General features: G+C 35.3%; 24 protein-coding genes. 10 read left to right on the top strand and 14 right to left on the bottom strand.

Annotated elements, in window-relative coordinates; all coding sequences use genetic code 11:
- Positions 1-158: 158 nt before the first annotated feature.
- The 3 genes from C6990_RS06100 to C6990_RS06090 all read right to left on the bottom strand — a co-directional run bounded on the left by C6990_RS06100 (position 159) and on the right by C6990_RS06090 (position 3,809).
- A complete protein-coding gene (locus tag C6990_RS06100) occupies positions 159-1,103 on the bottom strand; it encodes an FtsZ/tubulin family protein (protein WP_182129470.1) in 945 nt (314 codons plus the stop codon).
- Positions 1,104-1,175: 72 nt separating this feature from the next.
- Positions 1,176-2,444, bottom strand: coding sequence for a tRNA (N(6)-L-threonylcarbamoyladenosine(37)-C(2))-methylthiotransferase (locus tag C6990_RS06095; protein ID WP_182129468.1), 1,269 nt, complete (start codon positions 2,442-2,444; stop codon positions 1,176-1,178).
- Between the two features lie 3 nt (positions 2,445-2,447).
- A complete protein-coding gene (locus C6990_RS06090) occupies positions 2,448-3,809 on the bottom strand; it encodes an aspartate ammonia-lyase (protein WP_182129466.1) in 1,362 nt (453 codons plus the stop codon).
- A 128-nt stretch (positions 3,810-3,937) separates the two neighbouring features.
- Here C6990_RS06090 and C6990_RS06085 point away from each other — a divergent pair, with 128 nt between their 5' ends.
- From C6990_RS06085 to C6990_RS06075, 3 genes are all read left to right on the top strand, one after another.
- Positions 3,938-5,332 (top strand): multicopper oxidase domain-containing protein, encoded by a 1,395-nt coding sequence (locus tag C6990_RS06085; protein ID WP_182129491.1) that lies wholly within the window; start codon positions 3,938-3,940, stop codon positions 5,330-5,332.
- A 68-nt stretch (positions 5,333-5,400) separates the two neighbouring features.
- A complete protein-coding gene (locus C6990_RS06080) occupies positions 5,401-6,333 on the top strand; it encodes a D-2-hydroxyacid dehydrogenase (RefSeq protein WP_182129464.1) in 933 nt (310 codons plus the stop codon).
- Between the two features lie 128 nt (positions 6,334-6,461).
- Positions 6,462-7,313 (top strand): hypothetical protein, encoded by an 852-nt coding sequence (locus C6990_RS06075; protein WP_255465272.1) that lies wholly within the window; start codon positions 6,462-6,464, stop codon positions 7,311-7,313.
- Here the strand turns inward: C6990_RS06075 and C6990_RS06070 are convergent.
- Complete coding sequence (locus C6990_RS06070; RefSeq protein ID WP_182129460.1) at positions 7,310-7,825, bottom strand: thr operon leader peptide; 516 nt, start codon at positions 7,823-7,825, stop codon at positions 7,310-7,312. The genes C6990_RS06075 and C6990_RS06070 overlap by 4 nt on opposite strands.
- Positions 7,822-8,481, bottom strand: coding sequence for a hypothetical protein (locus C6990_RS06065; protein WP_182129458.1), 660 nt, complete (start codon positions 8,479-8,481; stop codon positions 7,822-7,824). The genes C6990_RS06070 and C6990_RS06065 overlap by 4 nt, the downstream gene beginning before the upstream one ends.
- 214 nt (positions 8,482-8,695) lie before the next feature.
- Between C6990_RS06065 and C6990_RS06060 the strand changes: the two genes are divergently transcribed.
- Genes C6990_RS06060 through C6990_RS06050 form a run of 3 tightly spaced genes read left to right on the top strand, consistent with a single transcriptional unit; the run spans position 8,696 to position 10,123 of the window.
- Positions 8,696-9,151 carry a 50S ribosomal protein L15e gene (locus C6990_RS06060; RefSeq protein ID WP_048118902.1) on the top strand — a complete coding sequence of 152 codons (456 nt, stop codon included), beginning with the start codon at positions 8,696-8,698 and terminating at the stop codon, positions 9,149-9,151.
- 1 nt (position 9,152) lies between these two features.
- Entirely contained in the window at positions 9,153-9,704 is a 552-nt protein-coding gene (locus C6990_RS06055) for a hypothetical protein (RefSeq protein ID WP_182129456.1), read from the top strand.
- A 53-nt stretch (positions 9,705-9,757) separates the two neighbouring features.
- Positions 9,758-10,123 carry a DUF6659 family protein gene (locus C6990_RS06050; protein ID WP_182129454.1) on the top strand — a complete coding sequence of 122 codons (366 nt, stop codon included), beginning with the start codon at positions 9,758-9,760 and terminating at the stop codon, positions 10,121-10,123.
- An 88-nt stretch (positions 10,124-10,211) separates the two neighbouring features.
- On the opposite strand, the gene C6990_RS06045 is transcribed toward C6990_RS06050, so the two are convergent.
- Positions 10,212-10,877: a peroxiredoxin family protein gene (locus tag C6990_RS06045; protein ID WP_182129452.1), complete on the bottom strand. Its 666-nt coding sequence runs from the start codon at positions 10,875-10,877 to the stop codon at positions 10,212-10,214.
- A gap of 180 nt (positions 10,878-11,057) precedes the next feature.
- On the opposite strand from C6990_RS06045, the gene C6990_RS06040 reads away from it, so the two are divergent.
- Genes C6990_RS06040 through C6990_RS06030 form a run of 3 tightly spaced genes read left to right on the top strand, consistent with a single transcriptional unit; the run spans position 11,058 to position 13,092 of the window.
- On the top strand, positions 11,058-11,513 hold the full coding sequence (locus C6990_RS06040) for a response regulator transcription factor (protein WP_182129450.1): 456 nt from the start codon (positions 11,058-11,060) through the stop codon (positions 11,511-11,513).
- A gap of 48 nt (positions 11,514-11,561) precedes the next feature.
- Positions 11,562-12,050, top strand: a complete 489-nt coding sequence (locus C6990_RS06035) for a HEAT repeat domain-containing protein (RefSeq protein ID WP_182129448.1) — start codon at positions 11,562-11,564, stop codon at positions 12,048-12,050.
- A gap of 1 nt (position 12,051) precedes the next feature.
- Positions 12,052-13,092 (top strand): plastocyanin/azurin family copper-binding protein, encoded by a 1,041-nt coding sequence (locus tag C6990_RS06030; protein WP_182129445.1) that lies wholly within the window; start codon positions 12,052-12,054, stop codon positions 13,090-13,092.
- A gap of 182 nt (positions 13,093-13,274) precedes the next feature.
- Here the strand turns inward: C6990_RS06030 and C6990_RS06025 are convergent, their stop codons facing one another.
- The 8 genes from C6990_RS06025 to C6990_RS11030 all read right to left on the bottom strand — a co-directional run bounded on the left by C6990_RS06025 (position 13,275) and on the right by C6990_RS11030 (position 16,610).
- On the bottom strand, positions 13,275-13,862 hold the full coding sequence (locus C6990_RS06025) for a hypothetical protein (RefSeq protein ID WP_182129443.1): 588 nt from the start codon (positions 13,860-13,862) through the stop codon (positions 13,275-13,277).
- 80 nt (positions 13,863-13,942) lie between these two features.
- The gene (locus tag C6990_RS06020; RefSeq protein ID WP_182129441.1) at positions 13,943-14,899 is read right to left on the bottom strand and encodes a hypothetical protein; all 957 of its coding nucleotides are present in this window, start codon (positions 14,897-14,899) and stop codon (positions 13,943-13,945) included.
- Between the two features lie 321 nt (positions 14,900-15,220).
- Positions 15,221-15,430: a hypothetical protein gene (locus tag C6990_RS06015; protein ID WP_182129439.1), complete on the bottom strand. Its 210-nt coding sequence runs from the start codon at positions 15,428-15,430 to the stop codon at positions 15,221-15,223.
- A complete protein-coding gene (locus tag C6990_RS06010) occupies positions 15,427-15,720 on the bottom strand; it encodes a DUF7220 family protein (RefSeq protein WP_182129437.1) in 294 nt (97 codons plus the stop codon). The genes C6990_RS06015 and C6990_RS06010 overlap by 4 nt, the downstream gene beginning before the upstream one ends.
- On the bottom strand, positions 15,720-16,115 hold the full coding sequence (locus C6990_RS06005) for a hypothetical protein (protein WP_182129435.1): 396 nt from the start codon (positions 16,113-16,115) through the stop codon (positions 15,720-15,722). Before C6990_RS06005 ends, C6990_RS06010 begins: the two co-directional genes overlap by 1 nt.
- Positions 16,112-16,324: a hypothetical protein gene (locus C6990_RS06000; protein WP_182129433.1), complete on the bottom strand. Its 213-nt coding sequence runs from the start codon at positions 16,322-16,324 to the stop codon at positions 16,112-16,114. The genes C6990_RS06005 and C6990_RS06000 overlap by 4 nt, the downstream gene beginning before the upstream one ends.
- On the bottom strand, positions 16,321-16,485 hold the full coding sequence (locus C6990_RS05995; protein ID WP_182129431.1) for a hypothetical protein: 165 nt from the start codon (positions 16,483-16,485) through the stop codon (positions 16,321-16,323). The genes C6990_RS06000 and C6990_RS05995 overlap by 4 nt, the downstream gene beginning before the upstream one ends.
- A gap of 2 nt (positions 16,486-16,487) precedes the next feature.
- Positions 16,488-16,610 carry a hypothetical protein gene (locus C6990_RS11030; RefSeq protein ID WP_255465271.1) on the bottom strand — a complete coding sequence of 41 codons (123 nt, stop codon included), beginning with the start codon at positions 16,608-16,610 and terminating at the stop codon, positions 16,488-16,490.
- A 63-nt stretch (positions 16,611-16,673) separates the two neighbouring features.
- Between C6990_RS11030 and C6990_RS05990 the strand changes: the two genes are divergently transcribed.
- Complete coding sequence (locus C6990_RS05990; RefSeq protein WP_182129429.1) at positions 16,674-17,420, top strand: HFX_2341 family transcriptional regulator domain-containing protein; 747 nt, start codon at positions 16,674-16,676, stop codon at positions 17,418-17,420.
- Positions 17,421-17,734: the final 314 nt, after the last annotated feature.

Below are 17,734 nucleotides of genomic sequence, written 5' to 3'. Positions count from 1 at the left end.
CAGCTAAAGAAGCACCAAAGAAAGAAGAACCAGCTAAAGAAGCACCAAAGAAAGAAGAACCAGGTAAAGAAGCACCAAAGAAAGAAGAACCAGGTAAAGAAGCACCAAAGAAAGAATAAACAAAACCTCTAAAAAATCATAATTTTAAAAAAATTATTTTATTCTAATTGATACAAGTCTAATTTACAGTCAATACTGCAATCAGGGGTTGACCAATCAAGTGTATCTTCCTGTGGAATCATTCCAAGAGGATCATAGTTGTCAAATTTTGTCATTCCTTGTATTGACGATAACATTACAACTTTTGATTCATCAGAAGTTGAACTCATGTCTATCTGTGAATTACTATCGTTTAGAATTCCGCTTGTAATGTTTGTAATTGAATTTATTACTCCTACTGGTATGTTGCTACCTCCAACCACATACAACATAGAGCGTTTAACTGAATTTGGTGGTGCATTACCATATAGCATTTTTAGTGAATCTCTTAACGAGTCTTCAATATGTTGTCCCTCTTTACTTGTTGTAAGAATATTTGTTTCATTGGATATTTCTGAAGATCCAAGTGATTCTACAACATGCATAATTGCTGAATTTGCAATGTCATAGCATGTTTTAGGACTCAAATCAGGATTGCTTTCTAGTAATGAATCGTTATCTAATACAACTGTACATTTTGAATTCTCTCTGATTCTTTTTAGGGATACGCCAGAATTGAAAATTCTATCTTTTTCATATTTGAATGGCATAATTGCAAATGAAACTAGTCCTTGGTTTTTACACATATCAGATACTACTGGAGCAATGGCTGAGCCTGCCTTGCCTGCTAAATTACTCATTAGAATAACTGTAGAATATCCTTCAATCTTTGATTTTATTTCATCTGATGTATTGTAAGTTGAGCCTCTGATTAATTGCACAGATGGATTTACTACGCCCTCTGTAGAGATATGAATAGATTGTTCTCCTGAAGAGAAATCTTTTTGATCATTGCTAATTAGTAGACAATCTGCACTGAGTGAGTCTTTTGCTTTGATTGCTAATTTTGAGCCTACGCCTCCTAGGCCTATTACTAAAATTGGTTCTTTTACTTGAAAACTCATTCTGATCTTATTTTCTGATTTACATAAAAAACCTTCTTACGTTTTTTTAATCAAATTTTAGATCTAAAAAATTTAGCTTGCGATCTTTCCAACGAGTCTCTTCACAGTAGCATCTGTGATTTCAACTATGTGTGATTCACCAATGGCCACTTTGTCAACAACTGATACAGGCTTGTAAGCAAAATTTCTTCCCTTAATTCCCTCATCTGTCATTTCATCGAATAGTACTCTGCCCTTCCAACCGATCCACTTTCTGTTGGATTCTATTGATAATTTACTGATCTGCTCAAAAATTATCTTTGTTCTTCGTTTAGCTTCTGCTGCATCCAGTTGTTTCAACTCAGCAGCATCTGTACCTGGTCTAGCACTGTATCTAGATAAATTTACGGTATCTGGCTTTGTCTCATCAAGCAGAGAAATTGTTTTCTGAAAATCTTCTTCAGTTTCTGAAGGGAATCCAACTATGATGTCAGTTGAAATTGTAAATTGATTAAATCGCTCTCTTGCCATTTTTACCATTTCTCTAAAAGTCCCTGCTGTGTGGCCTCGTTTCATATCATGCAAAACTTTGTCACTTCCACTCTGAACTGGAATGTGAAGGAATTTGAAGACTTTGTCATTATCATATGATTCAATTAATCTATCCTTAATTCTTGGCATGTACATTGGATTCATCATTCCTACTCTGATCATGAAATCCTCTGGAATCTCTACAACTGCATTTACTAATGATGGCAAATCCGTTCCAATATCAAATCCATAACATCCATTGTCTGTTGATGTCAGCCACACTTCTTTGCATCCCTCTTTGATTTCTGTTTGGACTTGTCTTACAATATCTCCAAGTCTATAGCTTGAAAGATCTCCCTTTGATAATTTAGTCTGACAGAATGTACACTCACTCATACACCCACTTGCAATTTCTACAATCCCAACGGAAGGATTTAGTCTTACTTTTGGTAGTCCAACTTTTGATAAATCAGAGTCTTCCAAAGCAATTTGCTTCCTTCCATTTAGTGTTGAATTGATTATCTGAAGCGTTTTCCCAAGTGAGTTTGGTCCTAAAAGACTAGCTTGATCTGCAAATTTCTCTACACTGGATTGTTCAGCTTTTGGAAGGCATCCTGCAACAATTAGTGGTTTTGATTTTAATGATTTTATTCTATACATCATTTTGTTTGCTGTAGAGTCCTTTACAGAACACGTCACTACTATGTTAAGATCTGATTCAGATGAATTTTCTACTAATGTATGACCACCATTTTGAATCAACCCTGAAATCATTTCAGAGTCACCAAAGCTTGCAGAACATCCGTAAGCTTCTACGAAAATTTTTGCCATACTCTATCCGAAAAGAGAATCGATCTCTTTGTTACTCATTAATTTCTTTGAAACAACAAGCTCCCTGATAGTTTTTCCAGTTTTTAGTGATTCTTTGAAAAGTTCTGCAGATTTTAGATACCCAATCTTTGGAGTTAGCAGTGTAACTATCACTGGACTATTCTCAATGTCTGCACGAAGTTTTTCTTTATTTGCAGTTAGTCCGTCAATTAGATTTGCAGAAAACATTGGTAGGAAATTTTTGAGCATATCTGTTGACTCTAGCATGCATTTTAGCATTCCAGGTAGCATGACGTTTAGCTCAAACTGCCCACTTTGTGCAGCATAAGATACTGAAGTATCATTTCCGATTATGTTAAAGCAAACCATGTTCATGCATTCGGCTAAAGATGGATTTACTTTACCAGGCATAATTGATGAGCCTGCATGAACAGCTGGAATTCCAATCTCTGCTAATCCTGCAATGGGACCTGATGCCATTAATCTAATATCATTTGCAAGTTTTCCAATTTCTAAAGCCAAGTTTCTTAGAGCACTTGATGCATTTGCAACGGCAAATTTACTTTGCAAACCATGCTGCATATCTTTTTCAGGTTTTAATGCAAGTTTTGAAATCTTAGATAATTCCGATATTGCAATCTTTCTATATCCTTTAGGAGTGTTTGCACCAGAACCTACGGCTGTTCCACCTAATGCAACATTTTGTAATTCTTTTTGTGATGATGCAATTTCATTTCTTGCTTTTGTGATTGATGTTACATATGCTCCAAATTCACTTCCCAATGTAACTGGCAGTGCATCCATCAGATGTGTTCTTCCAATTTTCTTAAATGATGAAAATTGTTTTGCCTTCTTTGATAATGATTTAATTAAAATGTCGATTGCTGGAATTGTTTCTTTTAGATTCATCAAAATTGCAACATGCATTGCAGTAGGATAGGTATCATTACTGGACTGTGACATGTTTACATGATCATTTGGATGGAGAAACTCATACTGTCCTTTCTTCTTGTGTAATACTTCTAATGCTACATTTGCAATGACTTCATTAGAATTCATGTTAAATGCAGTACCTGCACCGGAATTGATCATATCGACTACAAATTGGTCTACATGCTTTCCGGACAAAATTTTGTCACATGCTGAAACTATTGCTTTACCTCGTTTTGCATCTATGGCTTTGGTCTTCATGTTTGCAACTGCTGCAGAGCGTTTTATCATTACAAACGACTTTATCAGATTCTCATGGCTTTTGTTACCTGTAACATGGTATTGTTTGATTGCTCTTCCTGTAAATGCTCCATAATATGCGTCAGATGGGATTTTGACTTTTCCCAGCGAGTCTTGATCTAATCTAAATTTCATGCTGACTGTACTCCATTTTTACTTATTATTCATTCTTTTTCTGGAGATTTCATATTTTCATATGAGCATAATGGGAATTATTATATAGGAATCGCTAGTCATCGTGCTTAATGAATAAGCGTGTTAGTATGCTCTTTACAATTGCAGCAGTAGCTGTAATGGGCGCAACCTTATTCGGAAGCACATACACACAAACCCAGATTGCTGGACAATCACTCGATATCAACAAAATGGATGTCGATGTAATTGAACAAATCCATCAAATGGGCGGTTTACAGCTTGTAATGCCTCAAGCATTCGCAGAAACTGATTGTGGTGTTTTGTCAAACTCTGGACGAAAAGTCGTAGAGTTTAATTTGACTGGTGAAAGTGTTGAACTTCCAATTATGGGAGGAAAAACTTACAACGCCATGACCTTTAGTGGACAAGTCCCAGGACCAACACTAAGAGTTACACAAGGTGATGTTGTAAAAATGACACTTACAATTCCAGCAGATGAAGTTACTGGACACGGTAACGACATGCACGCCTCACAAATTTCTGCTGGAGCATTTGAATCTGTCAATCCTGGCGAAACAAGTCAGTATTGTTACATCGCAGAAGCAGCTGGTGTCTTCAAATACCATTGTTCTGGTGTCAAACTAATTGGCATGGACCAACACGTTCTTTCCGGCATGTACGGAATTGCAATAGTTGATCCAGCTAATGGATACAAGAAATTAATGGTTGAGAAAACCAGCGGAAGCGGTGAATTGAAGAGAATGTTCTACAATGCAGATGCATTAGAGTTCCAACTCCAATACAATCAATTGTACCTTACACCTGAAGGCAACTATGATGCCGGAGCAATGTTCAAGCATCATAACACTGCAACAGTTGTTAATGGAATGCAATTCGGTTATGTACCAAACATGGCTCACAACTTACTCGTCAATGGCGATGTAAACAAGAACATCTTTGTAGCACAACCATGGAATGGAATTGAACACAAGCAATACCAATCACAACTCTTGTTTGTTGAAAATAATCAACACGTGAGACTCTTTATCGAAAACCATGGTAACGAACCACTATTCTTCCACATTGTTGGAGAAATCTTGGACAGAGTTACTCAAGGTAACAGAGTACAATCCGCAGCAACTGAAACATGGTTACTCGGTGGATCACAGAACATGATTGTTGACTTGGTCTTTGATGAACCAGGTGCATACGCAGCAGTAAACCATGATTATGCAGCAATTTACACTGGCGCAGCTACAGTATTTGTAGCAGGTGACCCATTCGGCTTGAACCCAGTTCTAGTTGAGAAAGGAGTTATCCCAGCACCAGTAGCATCTTATGCATATGCTTTAGGCAATCCAAGTGATGCTGTCCCACCAATGGGAATGAACAGTATTGCTCATCCTGCACTAAACATTCACGGTTTATACACTGATGAAGTAGCTTCTGAAATGCAAGCAAGTGGCGATTATGTCGCATTATGGGAAGTAATTCCTGTAGTAGCAGAAATCCTTACTTCTTGATCTTTTAACATCTTTTTTTCTTTTTATTTTCTTAATGAATTATATTCTGTAGCTCATTCTCTGATGTTATGGGATTTGACGACTCTGTATTGATATGTGATGAAGTAGATCCCATTTTGAATAAAATTTTAGAAGATAATGGTCTCAAAGTATCTTATGAACCTGAAATTACTCCTGATCAAATAATAGAAAGAATTCCAAATTTCAATATTGTGATTGTTAGAAGTAGAACAACTATTACAAAAGAGATGATCGATAAAGCCGAGAATTGTAAAATTATTGCACGTGTTGGAGTTGGACTTGACAATGTAGATCAAGAAGCAGCTAAAGCAAAAAACATCCGTGTAATTAATGCCGTAGAAGGTGCAATGAATGCCGTAGCTGAATTAGTTTTAGGTTTGATGCTTTCTCTTGCAAGACAAACAGCAAGAGGTGATAGGGCCATTCGAAATGGAGAGTGGCTCAAAAAAGAACTCAAAGGAACTGAACTTAGAGGAAAATATCTCGGAATAATTGGTTTGGGAAATATTGGAAAAAGATTGGGACGACTTGCACGTGCGTTAAATATGAATATCATTGGATATGATGTGGTTCCAATTGATGAAGAGTTTTCAAAAGAAGTTGGATTGATGAAAGCTGATTTGAATACCCTATTGCAAAGCTCTGATTATATCTCAATACATGTCCCACTACTTGATTCTACACATCATCTCTTAGATGCACAAAAAATGTCAACAATGAAAAAGACTGCCAAAATTATCAATACATCTCGTGGTGGAGTTGTTGATGAAGATGCACTTTACAATGCTCTGAAAAATGGAACACTAGGTGGTGCAGCATTAGATGTTTTTGAAAAAGAACCTGCAATTGGCAATAAATTGGCTGAACTTGATAACGTGATCTTGACTCCTCATATTGGTGCTCAAACAAAAGAGGCTCAATCTTTGGCTGCAAATGTTATTGCAGAAAAAATTATTCAGATCCTCCGTGGCGTTATCTAGACTAGAGTATAATTCCTGCCTGAACTTTAAAAATAAGCAAAAAAGCTTGACTTTTACGTGATTTATTCTGGGCTCTTCATTTTTAACGTCTATCTAGAGGTTAAAATATCGTAATGCAAAATATGAATATGGATAAAATGCAATCTGACAAACTAAGGCATTTTCCTAATGTTAATTCTTTGTTGAAACTCTCACTTGGATTAGTACTATTTACAATAATTGCTTCAGCTTTGGTATATGCTGAAACAATATCTGTTGATATTGAAGGTACGTCATATGATATTGATTACACTGCAACTGGAATGACTCTTGATGGCATTGAAGCTGATCTTGATTTTGTTTCATTGATTCTAACTGTAGATGTCCCAGATTCTGATGGGATGTTAGATATTACATTTGAGCGTTCTTTCTTTGATTCAACTTTTGATGGCTTAGATGATGATTTTATTATTTTAGTTGATGGGGATGAACCATCTTTTACTGAAACTGAAACTACTACTCAAAGTAGAACTCTAAGTATTGATTTACCTGCAGGTACTGAAGAAATTGAAATTATTGGTTCAACCTTTGGTGGAACAACAATTCCAGATGAAGAAACCCCAGAAGAAACCCCAGAAGAAACCCCAGAAGAAACCCCAGAAGAAACCCCAGAAGAAACCCCAGAAGAAACCCCAGAAGAAACACCTATTGTGACGCCACCTAAAGTTGAGGAAAAACCAACTGTAACAACACCAAAAGTTCAGTGTGGACCAGGAACCATTCTAAAAGATGGAGCATGTGTACTTGATGAGAGATGTGGACCAGGAACCATTCTAAAAGATGGAGCATGTGTACTTGACTCAACTCCAAAACCATCTGTGACAACTCCACAAGGTGTAGGTAAACAAATGGTAATTTCCTTACTTGTAGCATTTGGTGTTGCAGGTTCTGTTGGAGTGATTTTAGCACTTATTTCTAAAGCAAGTAAAAGTAAAAACTAATCACAAGACAAGTTATCTGAATTCATTATTTTGTCAAAATCAAATCCTGATATCTGCGTTGTAGTTGAATATGGAATCATTCCTATAATTGGAGTATCGATTTGAATAACTGTGATGAATTTGTTTGGATCTAGTCTGATATCTCCACCATCAAACTCAAAATCCAAAGTCATAAAGACATGCTGTGTAGCTGCAATCTCTTCTGATGTAAAAATCCCTGATTGTACCTGTGATGATAATGGATTGATTATCAAAGGATTTACTACAAATGAACCTATGTGCTTTGAATCATAAAATAATGCGACCTCGTATTTTTGAAAGCTGGTCCAAAACGGCATTGTATTGCAGAATTCAATATCCCCATGATTGGACATTGCAAAGAAACTAAATTGACCAGGACCTCCCCATCTATACTCTAATGTCTGTGTTCCAAGAATGTTTAATCCAGAAACCAAAAAAGGAATCACAATTACTATTATTGCAATTCCTGTAATGATTGAATGTTTGTTCATATCTCTTCACTAATTTCTGATGAAAAAGAGATTATTTTTTTATCAATTAAATAGTTTAGATTATTTCCCAAATCTTCATCCGATATTGCTTCTCCAATCCACCAATATCCAACATTTTTCACCCAATCAGGAATTGTTACATCGTAAACATTATTCTCGTTAATTTCAATTGGTATGTTTACCAACTTTCTATCTACATACTTTTCAAATGCATCCATTAGAAATCCATCTGAAATATTTTCAGACAACCAGTTGGCCATTATGGGTTTGATTAATTCTGGAATACATATTGAATCTGAATCAATTAAATTAAATTCTGCAGTAACTTGGACTCCTGAATATTGAACATCTATGAAATATTTTCCTAATGGGAATATTTCTTTTTCAAATGGAATCAGTGATGGAACTGGAGTCTGTAATTCTGTAATTTGAATTGGTATTGCACTGCTACCTTTACCTGATTCATCTCTTATGTGAATAATTGCAGATTCTTCAGTGATTTCAGAAACCTCAATTATGTAAAATAATTTTTCACAATAGGTGTAGGTAGTTTTTTCCAATATTATCTCAACTGAAGGCTCTGCGTGAATACTTGGAATAACTGAAATGATGCTTAATGCCACAAATAATGATAATAAAGTAGATTTTGTTCTCATCCCTCATTTTCTCATACTGTCCAATAAAAATCTCAAATAATTCCTGAGGAATCCTTTTTAATAACTTGGGACTAGTTTTATTATCGAGTTTTCTGCGGAAGCAAAATCTTTGAGTGAGTGAAATTCGTTCACTCAAAGCAATTTTTACAACTTAGCGTTGCTTGGAATAAATTTTTGATTTACAGTTATTAAAGGGGATTTTTTTATGCCTGATATGCCTAGTCATCAAGACAAAATGTGGATCAGTCTTTGGAAGGAAAATGCTCCTGAACTACGTGAACGTGTAGTTGGATGGCGTAAGCAAAATGCAATCACTAGAATTGAAAAACCCAGTAGATTGGAGAGGGCTAGAAGATTAGGTTACAAAGCAAAACAAGGAATCATTGTTGTTAGAATGCGAGTTGGTACTGGTGGTATGAGAAAACAAAGACCAACTGGTGGTAGAAGACCAAAACATCTCGGTGTTACAAGAATCAAAGCAGATGATAACATGAAAACTGTTGCAAATAGAAGAGTTCTTGAAAGATATCCAAATATGAAACTTTTAGGTTCTTACTTTATCTATAAAGATGGAAAACATTATTGGTTTGAAGTTATCTTGGCAGATCCCCAACATCCAAGAATTGCTCAGGATAAAGAATTAAACAGACGAATTCCTCAAACTGCATAAGTTGAAGATATTATTTTCAGTTCCTCTAGTTTTACTATTTGTAATTTTACCTGCATACGGTCAGGCTTTGTCTGATGCAACAGGGTTAGTAAATCGATTGGATATTCAAACAGGTGGTCATACATTTGAAATTGAAACAATTTCTAATTTCAATATACTTGATTTTGATTTTGACCCTGATGAGAAAAGACTGTCTCTGTTCATTAACAGTGGATTAGAAAATAATTTGGGTGAAGTGCTAATTCCTCAAACCCTTTTGGGAGGTAATTTCACATTTTATCTCAACGAGCAACAATATTTTCCAAAAATTAACTCCAATGAAAAAATCTCATTTATCACATTGAATTTTACTGGAAGTGGTGAAAACAAATTGGAGATTTTTGGAACAACCTATCTTCAAGGATTGGAAGAGAAAGATACAGTAACTCAAAATGAGATACCTTCAATACAAAAAGAAGAAACAATTTCTGATTCTCTTGGTTTGGTTATGCTTGTTGGGGTTGTGATTGTTGCAGCAGCATTAATTGCAGTGAAACTAAAGAAAAGAAAGTAATTCATCTAATATTGATACAAAAACTCTAATAATTTAAGATATGAACACATTTTATGGATTATGAAAAATTTTGTTCAGATATTTTAGCTGCTGATCCTAAAATTAGATTTGCTACTGTATATGATGAATGGGCTTCACGTGTTGCAGGTGGGATGCGCGAGGGAGTTGAAAATTTACTTTCCAACCATGCTGAAAATGAATTAGTTAATCTTTCAATTATGGATTGGAAAGCACGAAAAGACATGTCAAAATGGTTGGGCATGACAAAATACACTCTAGGCGAATATGATAAAGTCAAGCGATTTTCATTTTACCTTGGTGCTGAGCATCTGCTTTTGGTTAGTGCTGAAAAAGATGCAGATACTAATGTTGTAGTTGATGAAGTGATCAAACTCTATTATGAAAACCAACCTAAATGATTATTCATGGATAATCCAAAAATTGCTTTGATTGGGGGGTTTGTTACTGTAGTTGCTCTGTCAATCGCACTGCTCTTTTTACGTTGATTTAGTCTTCAGCAATTAATTTCTCAATAATTGATTCTATGTGTCCTGTTTGCCCAAATGACACATCTCTGAGAATTCCTTTTCTATCTACTATTATTGTTGATGGAGTTCCTTGTAATGCAAATTTTTCAAATGTTTCAGCAGAGTATTCTTTTGATTTCATATAGTCTTTGACTCTTTGGATGATCTGATTTTTATAATCATCGGGCTGTGAGTCAAAATCAGGAATTTGCGGATAGATGAACTCCATAATTTTTTCTTGGCTAATCTCACCTGAAGTCTTTGTTAAATTATCCATCCCTAATGGAAATGGAATTTTATAACTTAGCTTGTTTCCATCTTTTAATTGTCCATACATTGATAGCGCATTCTTAGTTTCTCCAATAACTTCTCCAGTTTCTGCAAGCATCTTCAAATTTTCTAATGTATTTTTGTCAAAATCTTCAAATGCTGTTGCAAGACCCAGTACTCTAACTCCGTCATCTTTGTATTTGTTGTAAATGTTAATTGCCTCTGGTAATGCATTCATAAAGCATCCTGGACAATTGACCTGAAATACTTCTAATACCACAATGTGGTCTTTTTCCTGATCAAAGTTTGTTGGTGCACCTTGAACCCATTCTGAAACCCCGAAATTTGGTGCTTTTTGACCAATTACTGCGCTCATGATGCATTCTTGTATTTTTTCCATTAAATACTAACTGCTGAGTGCAGTTTTTTTACACTGAATTATACCTTGAATCTACCTAGATCTTAAAAGAAAGCTAATTCATATTAAAAATCAGGGATCTTTGATTGTTAAAATAAACAAACAATTCGATAAATCTCTCAGAAATGAACTGTATATGTGAGAAAATTCCCAATTGTGCTGATAGTTGATGACTCTCATGCCTTTCGTGTATTCTTTAGGGACACTCTGAAAAGAACTGTAAAATGGGCTCGTATAGTGGAGGCCAAAGATGGATATGAAGGTCTTCAAATGTATCTAAAGCACAAACCAGATGTGATTTTATTAGATTTGAAAATGCCTAATGTTGATGGTTTTAAAGTATTGAAAGCCATTGTTAAAGATAACATGAACACAAGAGTTGTTGTGACTTCGGCATATGTTGGTGATCAAACTAGCATCAATGAACTAATGAAAATGGGTGCCTTTAGTTATCTTCCAAAACCCATGAATCGAATGGTACTGATGAAAACTATTGTTGATGTGTTGAATAGTGGAAAAAAGGTTGATTCAAAGAAAAAGTCTCCACCGGACAAAAGGACTTCGAATTCTTTTGTATTGAATCAAAATTATTAGAATTTTTTCAAGTAACCTAATATAGGACACACAAAGTTTCAAAACAAATTGCAAGTAGTAACTGATGACAGATTAGCACTTTTTGCTGAAATGGAAGAAAAGTACGAGCAGAAAGATACTGATTATTTTGTATCCCTTTTAGATCATCCTGATTATGTTGTAAGAACTAGAGTAGCTTGTATTTTAGTTGATTTTGGAGGAGAGGATAAAGTAGAGTATATTGCTAAAGTTTTGAAAAATGATGAAAATGAATTGGTTAGACATGAGGCTGCATTTGCATTAGGTCAGATGAGTTACTCTAGTGCTATTCCGCCATTAACTGATGCGACTCTTCATGATCCAAGTATGTTTGTTCGACATGAGGCCGCAATAGCATTGGGTGTTGTTGGAAATAAAGAAGCTAAAGAGGCACTTCAAAAAGCACTAAACGATCCAGAACCACCAGTCGTAGAATCTGCAGTTGTGGCCCTATCAAATATTGAATTTATGGAAAAGTTAAGTAAGAACGAAAAGTTTGCAAAGTTAACAGGTGGATGAGATGAATTTTGCATATGGAGTAATAGCAATTGTTGGTGTTTTAGCTGCAATCACAATGGGATTCATTGCAATGAACCCTGATGATGTAATTCAACCAAGAATAGTTTCAGTTGAAAAACCAACTGCTTGTACAAGGGAATATGCCCCTGTATGTGGTGTTGATGGAGAAACTTATGGTAATTTATGCATGTTAAACGCTGCTGATGTAAAATTAGCCCATGACGGCGAATGCAGTGTTGATGATCCTAAGGTTAAACCAAGAGTTCAACCTGAAGAAATTGCAGAGCCTGAACCAATGGTAGAGCCAACCCCTGAACCAACTATGTCTGCTCCAATGACATCTGGAATTCATACAGTAAACATTGCTGAAGGTTCTGGAGTACCTGGATGTGAAGAAACAAACGAGTGTTACTTGCCTTATTCAATTTCAATTTCTGTGGGTGACACTGTAATCTGGAATAATCCTGACAGTGCTGCTCATACTGTAACTAGTGGAAATATCTCTGATGGACATGATGGAATATTTGATTCTAGTTTATTTATGTCAGGTTCAACTTTTGAATTTACTTTTGACGAATCAGGAACATATGATTATTTCTGCATGGTTCATCCTTGGATGACTGGCAAAGTTGTTGTTAATGAAATTGAAGAGATGATGGTAATTGAAGAGCCAGACCCTGAACCAATGGCAGAACCAGAACCTGTAATGGAGCCAGAACCCGAACCAATGGTAGAAACAGAAACAACGTCTATTGTCTCAATTCCTGCAGGTGCTGCAATTCCGGGATGTGAAGAAACAAACGAGTGTTACTTGCCTTACGAGATTACTGTATCTGTTGGACAAACAGTTACTTGGAGTAATGATGATTCAGCTGCACATACTGTAACTAGTGGAACTGTTGATGCTGGAGTGACTGGGGTCTTTGACTCTGGATTATTTATGTCAGGTTCAACCTTTGAGCATACATTTGAGAAAGCAGGAAAATATGATTATTTCTGCATGGTTCATCCTTGGATGACTGGAATTGTTAACGTAAGTTAGAATTTTTACAATTAATTATTCTGACCATTATCAAAACTAACCCAACCGTCTGAGTGCTTATAATGGTTTGAAAAAAGGATTCCAAGAATAGAAATCAGCGTTAACTAGTTTATCGACAATCAGTAAAAATAGAACGCCCCCGTTTGGTGCGTGATTTTATGACGGTTGTCTTAAATTTTGAGTTATTTTCTATAATATCTTAAAAGAAAACCTGTAACGATCAGTACTGCTGAAACTATAACGAGTATCTCATATGCAAACATTGGTAGAATGTCTCCATCATCCATTGTATCATCAAATTCAGTTACAAGCACTCCATCAAGCTTGCCAAACTGGACTGCAGGGATGGTAAGATCAAATGGACTGTTGTTTGTCAGTGTAAACGTATAGTTTGAGGGAACAGTAGTCCTAAAGCATCCAAGTCCAGTTCCAATCGTTGTTGGATACTCGCATTCAGTTGGCATGATTTTTTCCAGACCATTGTCAAGGCCGTTGTGGTTTGTTATTTGCAGATCAACTCTTCCTGCTGCAAACATTTGTTGGGTAACTCTGTCAGCAGTACCGATGAATCCAAAACCAAGGATTTGCCCTGAATCAAGATAGTACACTAATTCTATGGAATCCTTTGGTGCAAGTGTTACTGGTTGTGACTCTACATGTTGGGGAATTTGTATTATCTTTCCCTCATAGTCGCCGCTTGTCCATAATGTTAAAGGGATTAGAAAGTTTATTGCAAAACCGGCAATGACTAGAATCTTCCAGTTTGCCATGACTGAAATTGTGATGTGCCATCTTAAAAAGTAACACGCTTTTACTAAACTCAGAAAAATAATCCTCTAATTGTTCAGGACTAGCCATCAAATATTTCTGTAGAAGGAATCTTCTCACGAGGTACAGTACTGGAAGGTACATCATAGCACATGGAATCACAGATTGTAATTTCAATTGTAATCACATATACGATCACAACTAAGACCACCACAACTACCAGTAAGGCCAAAACAATCCAAATTAACCAAGTAATCTTAAAGATAATTATCAAGATTATCAGAATTATGATAATTATTAAAATTATGATAATTATGATAACGATGATAATGATTGCAGGAGGAGTAGGAGGAGTAGGAGGAGAGTTACCTGCAAAATCAACGTGGATGAAATGATCTTCAATCTCACCATCATTGAATACACCAGTACCATCCCAGTTATTTGGGACAGGTTCACTAGTCAGTGCTATTCTAACCCATGTATCTTCAGGGATTCGATTACCACTTCCATATGCAAAAGGTTGGCTTGTAAAAATACCAGATGAAATTGGGACAATTTCATTTTGGACAATCCATTCAGACTCACCATTAATTCCAAATCCGCCCCATTCACCATCTTGATTCAGATCAGCTACTGCGTTGAGATAATAAGTTCCGCCAGATACAGAATCGACCTCTACGTTAAGCGTACCTACTGCTGGTATCGATATTAGCTGAATTCCAAATTGAATTAGACCATCATCATCAGCGTCTGCATCAGTAATGTTAGCATCACTTTCAGACGTAGATGCAGAACCCAAAGTGGCAGATTGAGTAATAGTTCTAGCACCGTCATTTGCTAACAATGAAGGGAAGTTGCCAGTTTGAGGTAATTGTGCACCTCCTAACAGAATACCTGTAGAATATCCCGTAGGACCGCCATCCGGAGCATCACCAAAATCAAAATTTGTTTGAGCATGCGTATGCCCTAACAACATACCCATACTGATTAGAACAATAAATGAAAAAACAAATGCTGTTTTAGAAGCAGATGTAAACATACAACACAAAATTTTCCTTTCTAAATAAATATTATCATAATATTGTTTTGAGGTAGTATCTTACGATCATGTGATCGTAAAAACTATGGGAATTCCATCAAGTACCATAATGGCCTATGTTCAGATATTGCCTATTTTGCAAATGCTTGGAATTTAGATGATGGGTTCTTGATAAAACATCTGGAAAATTTTCTCTTAAAGGAAAAACATCAGGATCCGAAAAAATCATTTAATCTTGCCTTGAATGCACAGTATATTTTGCCTGAAATCGGTAATGAAGTATCTATTGGATTGTTGAAATCAAAAATGGATCTTCTTTCTTCATTCATCATCGTCTCTAACCCCCCATCTGTGGTGGCAATCATTGCATTTCCATTTAGGATCGTTACTAGATACAATACATCCTCCCAAAACAATCTCTCCTTTTTCTAACTCTTCTTCAATTGAATGCATGTCTCCAACATATCCCCATAGGATAAATGCAACATTCTCACTATTGCAGTTAGGACATGATGGTTTTGATTCAGTCATTTTTTGAATCTCCTGAGTTTTTTTACTCCTTTGATTCCTAGTTTGATGAAATTATCATCAATTCCAAATTTTTCAAATACTCTACGATAAAAATAGGTCCTGGCAAATGAAACTGTTGCATAAATCCCAGTAATTATTAGATTTACAGTTAGCGGGTCTTCTTGAATCCATCCTACTGATAATGGTAAAATAACTATTCCTAATCCATACCCAATTGGATAACTTCCAAAAGAATTTACAAATGCCTCTGATAGGCTCTTAGAGTGGGTATCTTTGAGAGTTTCAGACACTAGTACCCACTACCTCCTTTTTCTCGTTTTAATTCATGATCAAAACTCATTATTGCAAAGTTGATTTTACTATATCCATTTAATATGGAACTTAGAATTTTTCTTTTTTGAGAAATACTTTCTTCTTGACTGTGATATCTCCAAAGTAAATCAATTGCCCTTTGAATTCCTAGCACATTATCTAAATAATGATTTTTTACATCTTGTGAAAGAAATTCGTATCTAATATCATCATTTACCTGAGTAGTTCTTGAATAACCTGTCTTTTTCTTTGGAGTCCATTCTATCTTTTTTTGTAAATTACCATCTTTATCAAAAATTGACTGAACTATAATCTCTGCTGTACTTTCTTCAACTTTGTTATAACTATCATCAAAAAATTCAGTTTTGATCATTTCCTTTTCCCCCAAATTTTATCTAAATTTTCCTTGTTCTTTTTCTCTCTAATTTTGGATTCCTTGTTTGATTTTTCAATATCATCTGACATTTCTTTATTCAGTGAATCCATAGAATCTCCGAAATCCTGAACAGCTTTATTGAAGATGTCAACTCCTTGATTGATATTTTTCATGTTAAGGTTTTGGATTATTTTACCGAGTTTCATTTTTGATTCAACCTCTGTAATTCTTGTCGCCCTTCATTGCATCTTTTCTCCCAAACTCTGATCATACCTTTGTGATATTGTAGCTGGATTTCTGCACGTCTCAAATCTTCTTCCTGGTATGTTTTTGCAAGAAACTTTGGAAGAATTCTAGTAATTTTCATTTCTAATCAAATCTTCCTCCATACATTATTGGTTCGTCTTTTTCATCGAACTCTCGGATAATTCTGGGATAGAAAAGATTTCCAGAGTTTAATCCTTCATTTTGAATTGTTTTTGTTTGATTCATGGTGTTTCTTAGGCATAGAAATTATTATATAGCATCACAATAGTATGCATACTGTACATACTAATGACTAATCTAGCCACATTTCGAGTTCACATTGCCCCTTTAGGTTTTGAAGTAGACCGAATCATCATACCTCTCAAGCAGACAAAGGCTGACAAATTGTGGTTGATATCACATGACAATCGTACTACTGATCTTTCAGCACCATACTTGGAGAAAATAAAAAAAGAATGCAAAAAACTCGGTGTAGAAGTAAAGATTGCATATGCTGATAGATTGAGTTTGTTTAAAGCAATAAAATCAATCAAAGATATCATTGAGGAAGAAAAAAATAACTACATCTATGTCAATGTCGCATCAGGATCTAAAATCCAAGCAATCGCATGCATGATGGCATGTATGGTACTCAAACACTGTGAAAATCTAAAACCATTTTATGCAGAACCTGAAAAGTATGCAGCATTTGAGGGTAAACAACAATCCTTTGGAATCAAAGATACAATTCCATTACCAACATATGAGATTCAAACACCAAAACCAAAATTATTAGATGCATTAAAAATAGTTCATGAACATAAAAATCAAAAACTAACTAAAAAAGAGATGGCAGAAATTACAGAAGAGAAAGGAATCATTACAGTTAATGCTGAAAAATCAAATCACTCCCAAGCTAGATTTGCAAGTTTAGATAAAAATATCATTGAACCATTAGAAAAAGATTGGAAGTTTATCGAGATTGAAAAGATTGGTAGGAATCGTTGGATAAAAATTACTGAAGAGGGCAAAAATGCTGCCGAATTTTTAATTTGAATTATCATAAATCTCATTAAACATTTCTTTTTTAGCTTTTTCAGTAAACGTGATACATAGAATATCTTCAGGATTTACTCCGTCTGTTAGTAATTTTATTTCTTTGAGAGATAATGTGGTGGTCTTTCCAGTTCCTGGATTTGAAACTACGATGTGTTTTTCTTTGAATCAATAATTTCTTGCTGTTCTTTTGATAGATTGATTTCTTGCCCTATTCATTTTCTCCTAAGGTGTGAAATGCTCTTCATTTTAGGAATAAAAGAGTGGCTCTTCATCTCTATCCTCTTCGAATTCTCTGATAATTCTTGGATACA

This window comes from Nitrosopumilus sp. b3 (assembly GCF_014078525.1).
Classification (GTDB): domain Archaea; phylum Thermoproteota; class Nitrososphaeria; order Nitrososphaerales; family Nitrosopumilaceae; genus Nitrosopumilus.
The sequence above is the reverse complement of the archived record's forward strand: the minus strand, read 5'-3'. Positions and strand labels throughout refer to the sequence as shown.

Bases quoted from the DNA above. Each gene is read 5' to 3' on its own strand.
- C6990_RS06100 (WP_182129470.1), bottom strand. From the start codon at position 1,103: ATGAGTTTTCAAGTAAAAGAACCAATTTTAGTAATAGGCCTAGGAGGC.
- C6990_RS06095 (WP_182129468.1), bottom strand. From the start codon at position 2,444: ATGGCAAAAATTTTCGTAGAAGCTTACGGATGTTCTGCAAGCTTTGGT.
- C6990_RS06090 (WP_182129466.1), bottom strand. From the start codon at position 3,809: ATGAAATTTAGATTAGATCAAGACTCGCTGGGAAAAGTCAAAATCCCA.
- C6990_RS06085 (WP_182129491.1), top strand. From the start codon at position 3,938: ATGCTCTTTACAATTGCAGCAGTAGCTGTAATGGGCGCAACCTTATTC.
- C6990_RS06080 (WP_182129464.1), top strand. From the start codon at position 5,401: ATGGGATTTGACGACTCTGTATTGATATGTGATGAAGTAGATCCCATT.
- C6990_RS06075 (WP_255465272.1), top strand. From the start codon at position 6,462: ATGGATAAAATGCAATCTGACAAACTAAGGCATTTTCCTAATGTTAAT.
- C6990_RS06070 (WP_182129460.1), bottom strand. From the start codon at position 7,825: ATGAACAAACATTCAATCATTACAGGAATTGCAATAATAGTAATTGTG.
- C6990_RS06065 (WP_182129458.1), bottom strand. From the start codon at position 8,481: ATGAGAACAAAATCTACTTTATTATCATTATTTGTGGCATTAAGCATC.
- C6990_RS06060 (WP_048118902.1), top strand. From the start codon at position 8,696: ATGCCTAGTCATCAAGACAAAATGTGGATCAGTCTTTGGAAGGAAAAT.
- C6990_RS06050 (WP_182129454.1), top strand. From the start codon at position 9,758: ATGGATTATGAAAAATTTTGTTCAGATATTTTAGCTGCTGATCCTAAA.
- C6990_RS06045 (WP_182129452.1), bottom strand. From the start codon at position 10,877: ATGAGCGCAGTAATTGGTCAAAAAGCACCAAATTTCGGGGTTTCAGAA.
- C6990_RS06030 (WP_182129445.1), top strand. From the start codon at position 12,052: ATGAATTTTGCATATGGAGTAATAGCAATTGTTGGTGTTTTAGCTGCA.
- C6990_RS06025 (WP_182129443.1), bottom strand. From the start codon at position 13,862: ATGGCAAACTGGAAGATTCTAGTCATTGCCGGTTTTGCAATAAACTTT.
- C6990_RS06020 (WP_182129441.1), bottom strand. From the start codon at position 14,899: ATGTTTACATCTGCTTCTAAAACAGCATTTGTTTTTTCATTTATTGTT.
- C6990_RS06015 (WP_182129439.1), bottom strand. From the start codon at position 15,430: ATGACTGAATCAAAACCATCATGTCCTAACTGCAATAGTGAGAATGTT.
- C6990_RS06005 (WP_182129435.1), bottom strand. From the start codon at position 16,115: ATGATCAAAACTGAATTTTTTGATGATAGTTATAACAAAGTTGAAGAA.
- C6990_RS06000 (WP_182129433.1), bottom strand. From the start codon at position 16,324: ATGAAACTCGGTAAAATAATCCAAAACCTTAACATGAAAAATATCAAT.
- C6990_RS05995 (WP_182129431.1), bottom strand. From the start codon at position 16,485: ATGAAAATTACTAGAATTCTTCCAAAGTTTCTTGCAAAAACATACCAG.
- C6990_RS11030 (WP_255465271.1), bottom strand. From the start codon at position 16,610: ATGAATCAAACAAAAACAATTCAAAATGAAGGATTAAACTCTGGAAAT.
- C6990_RS05990 (WP_182129429.1), top strand. From the start codon at position 16,674: ATGACTAATCTAGCCACATTTCGAGTTCACATTGCCCCTTTAGGTTTT.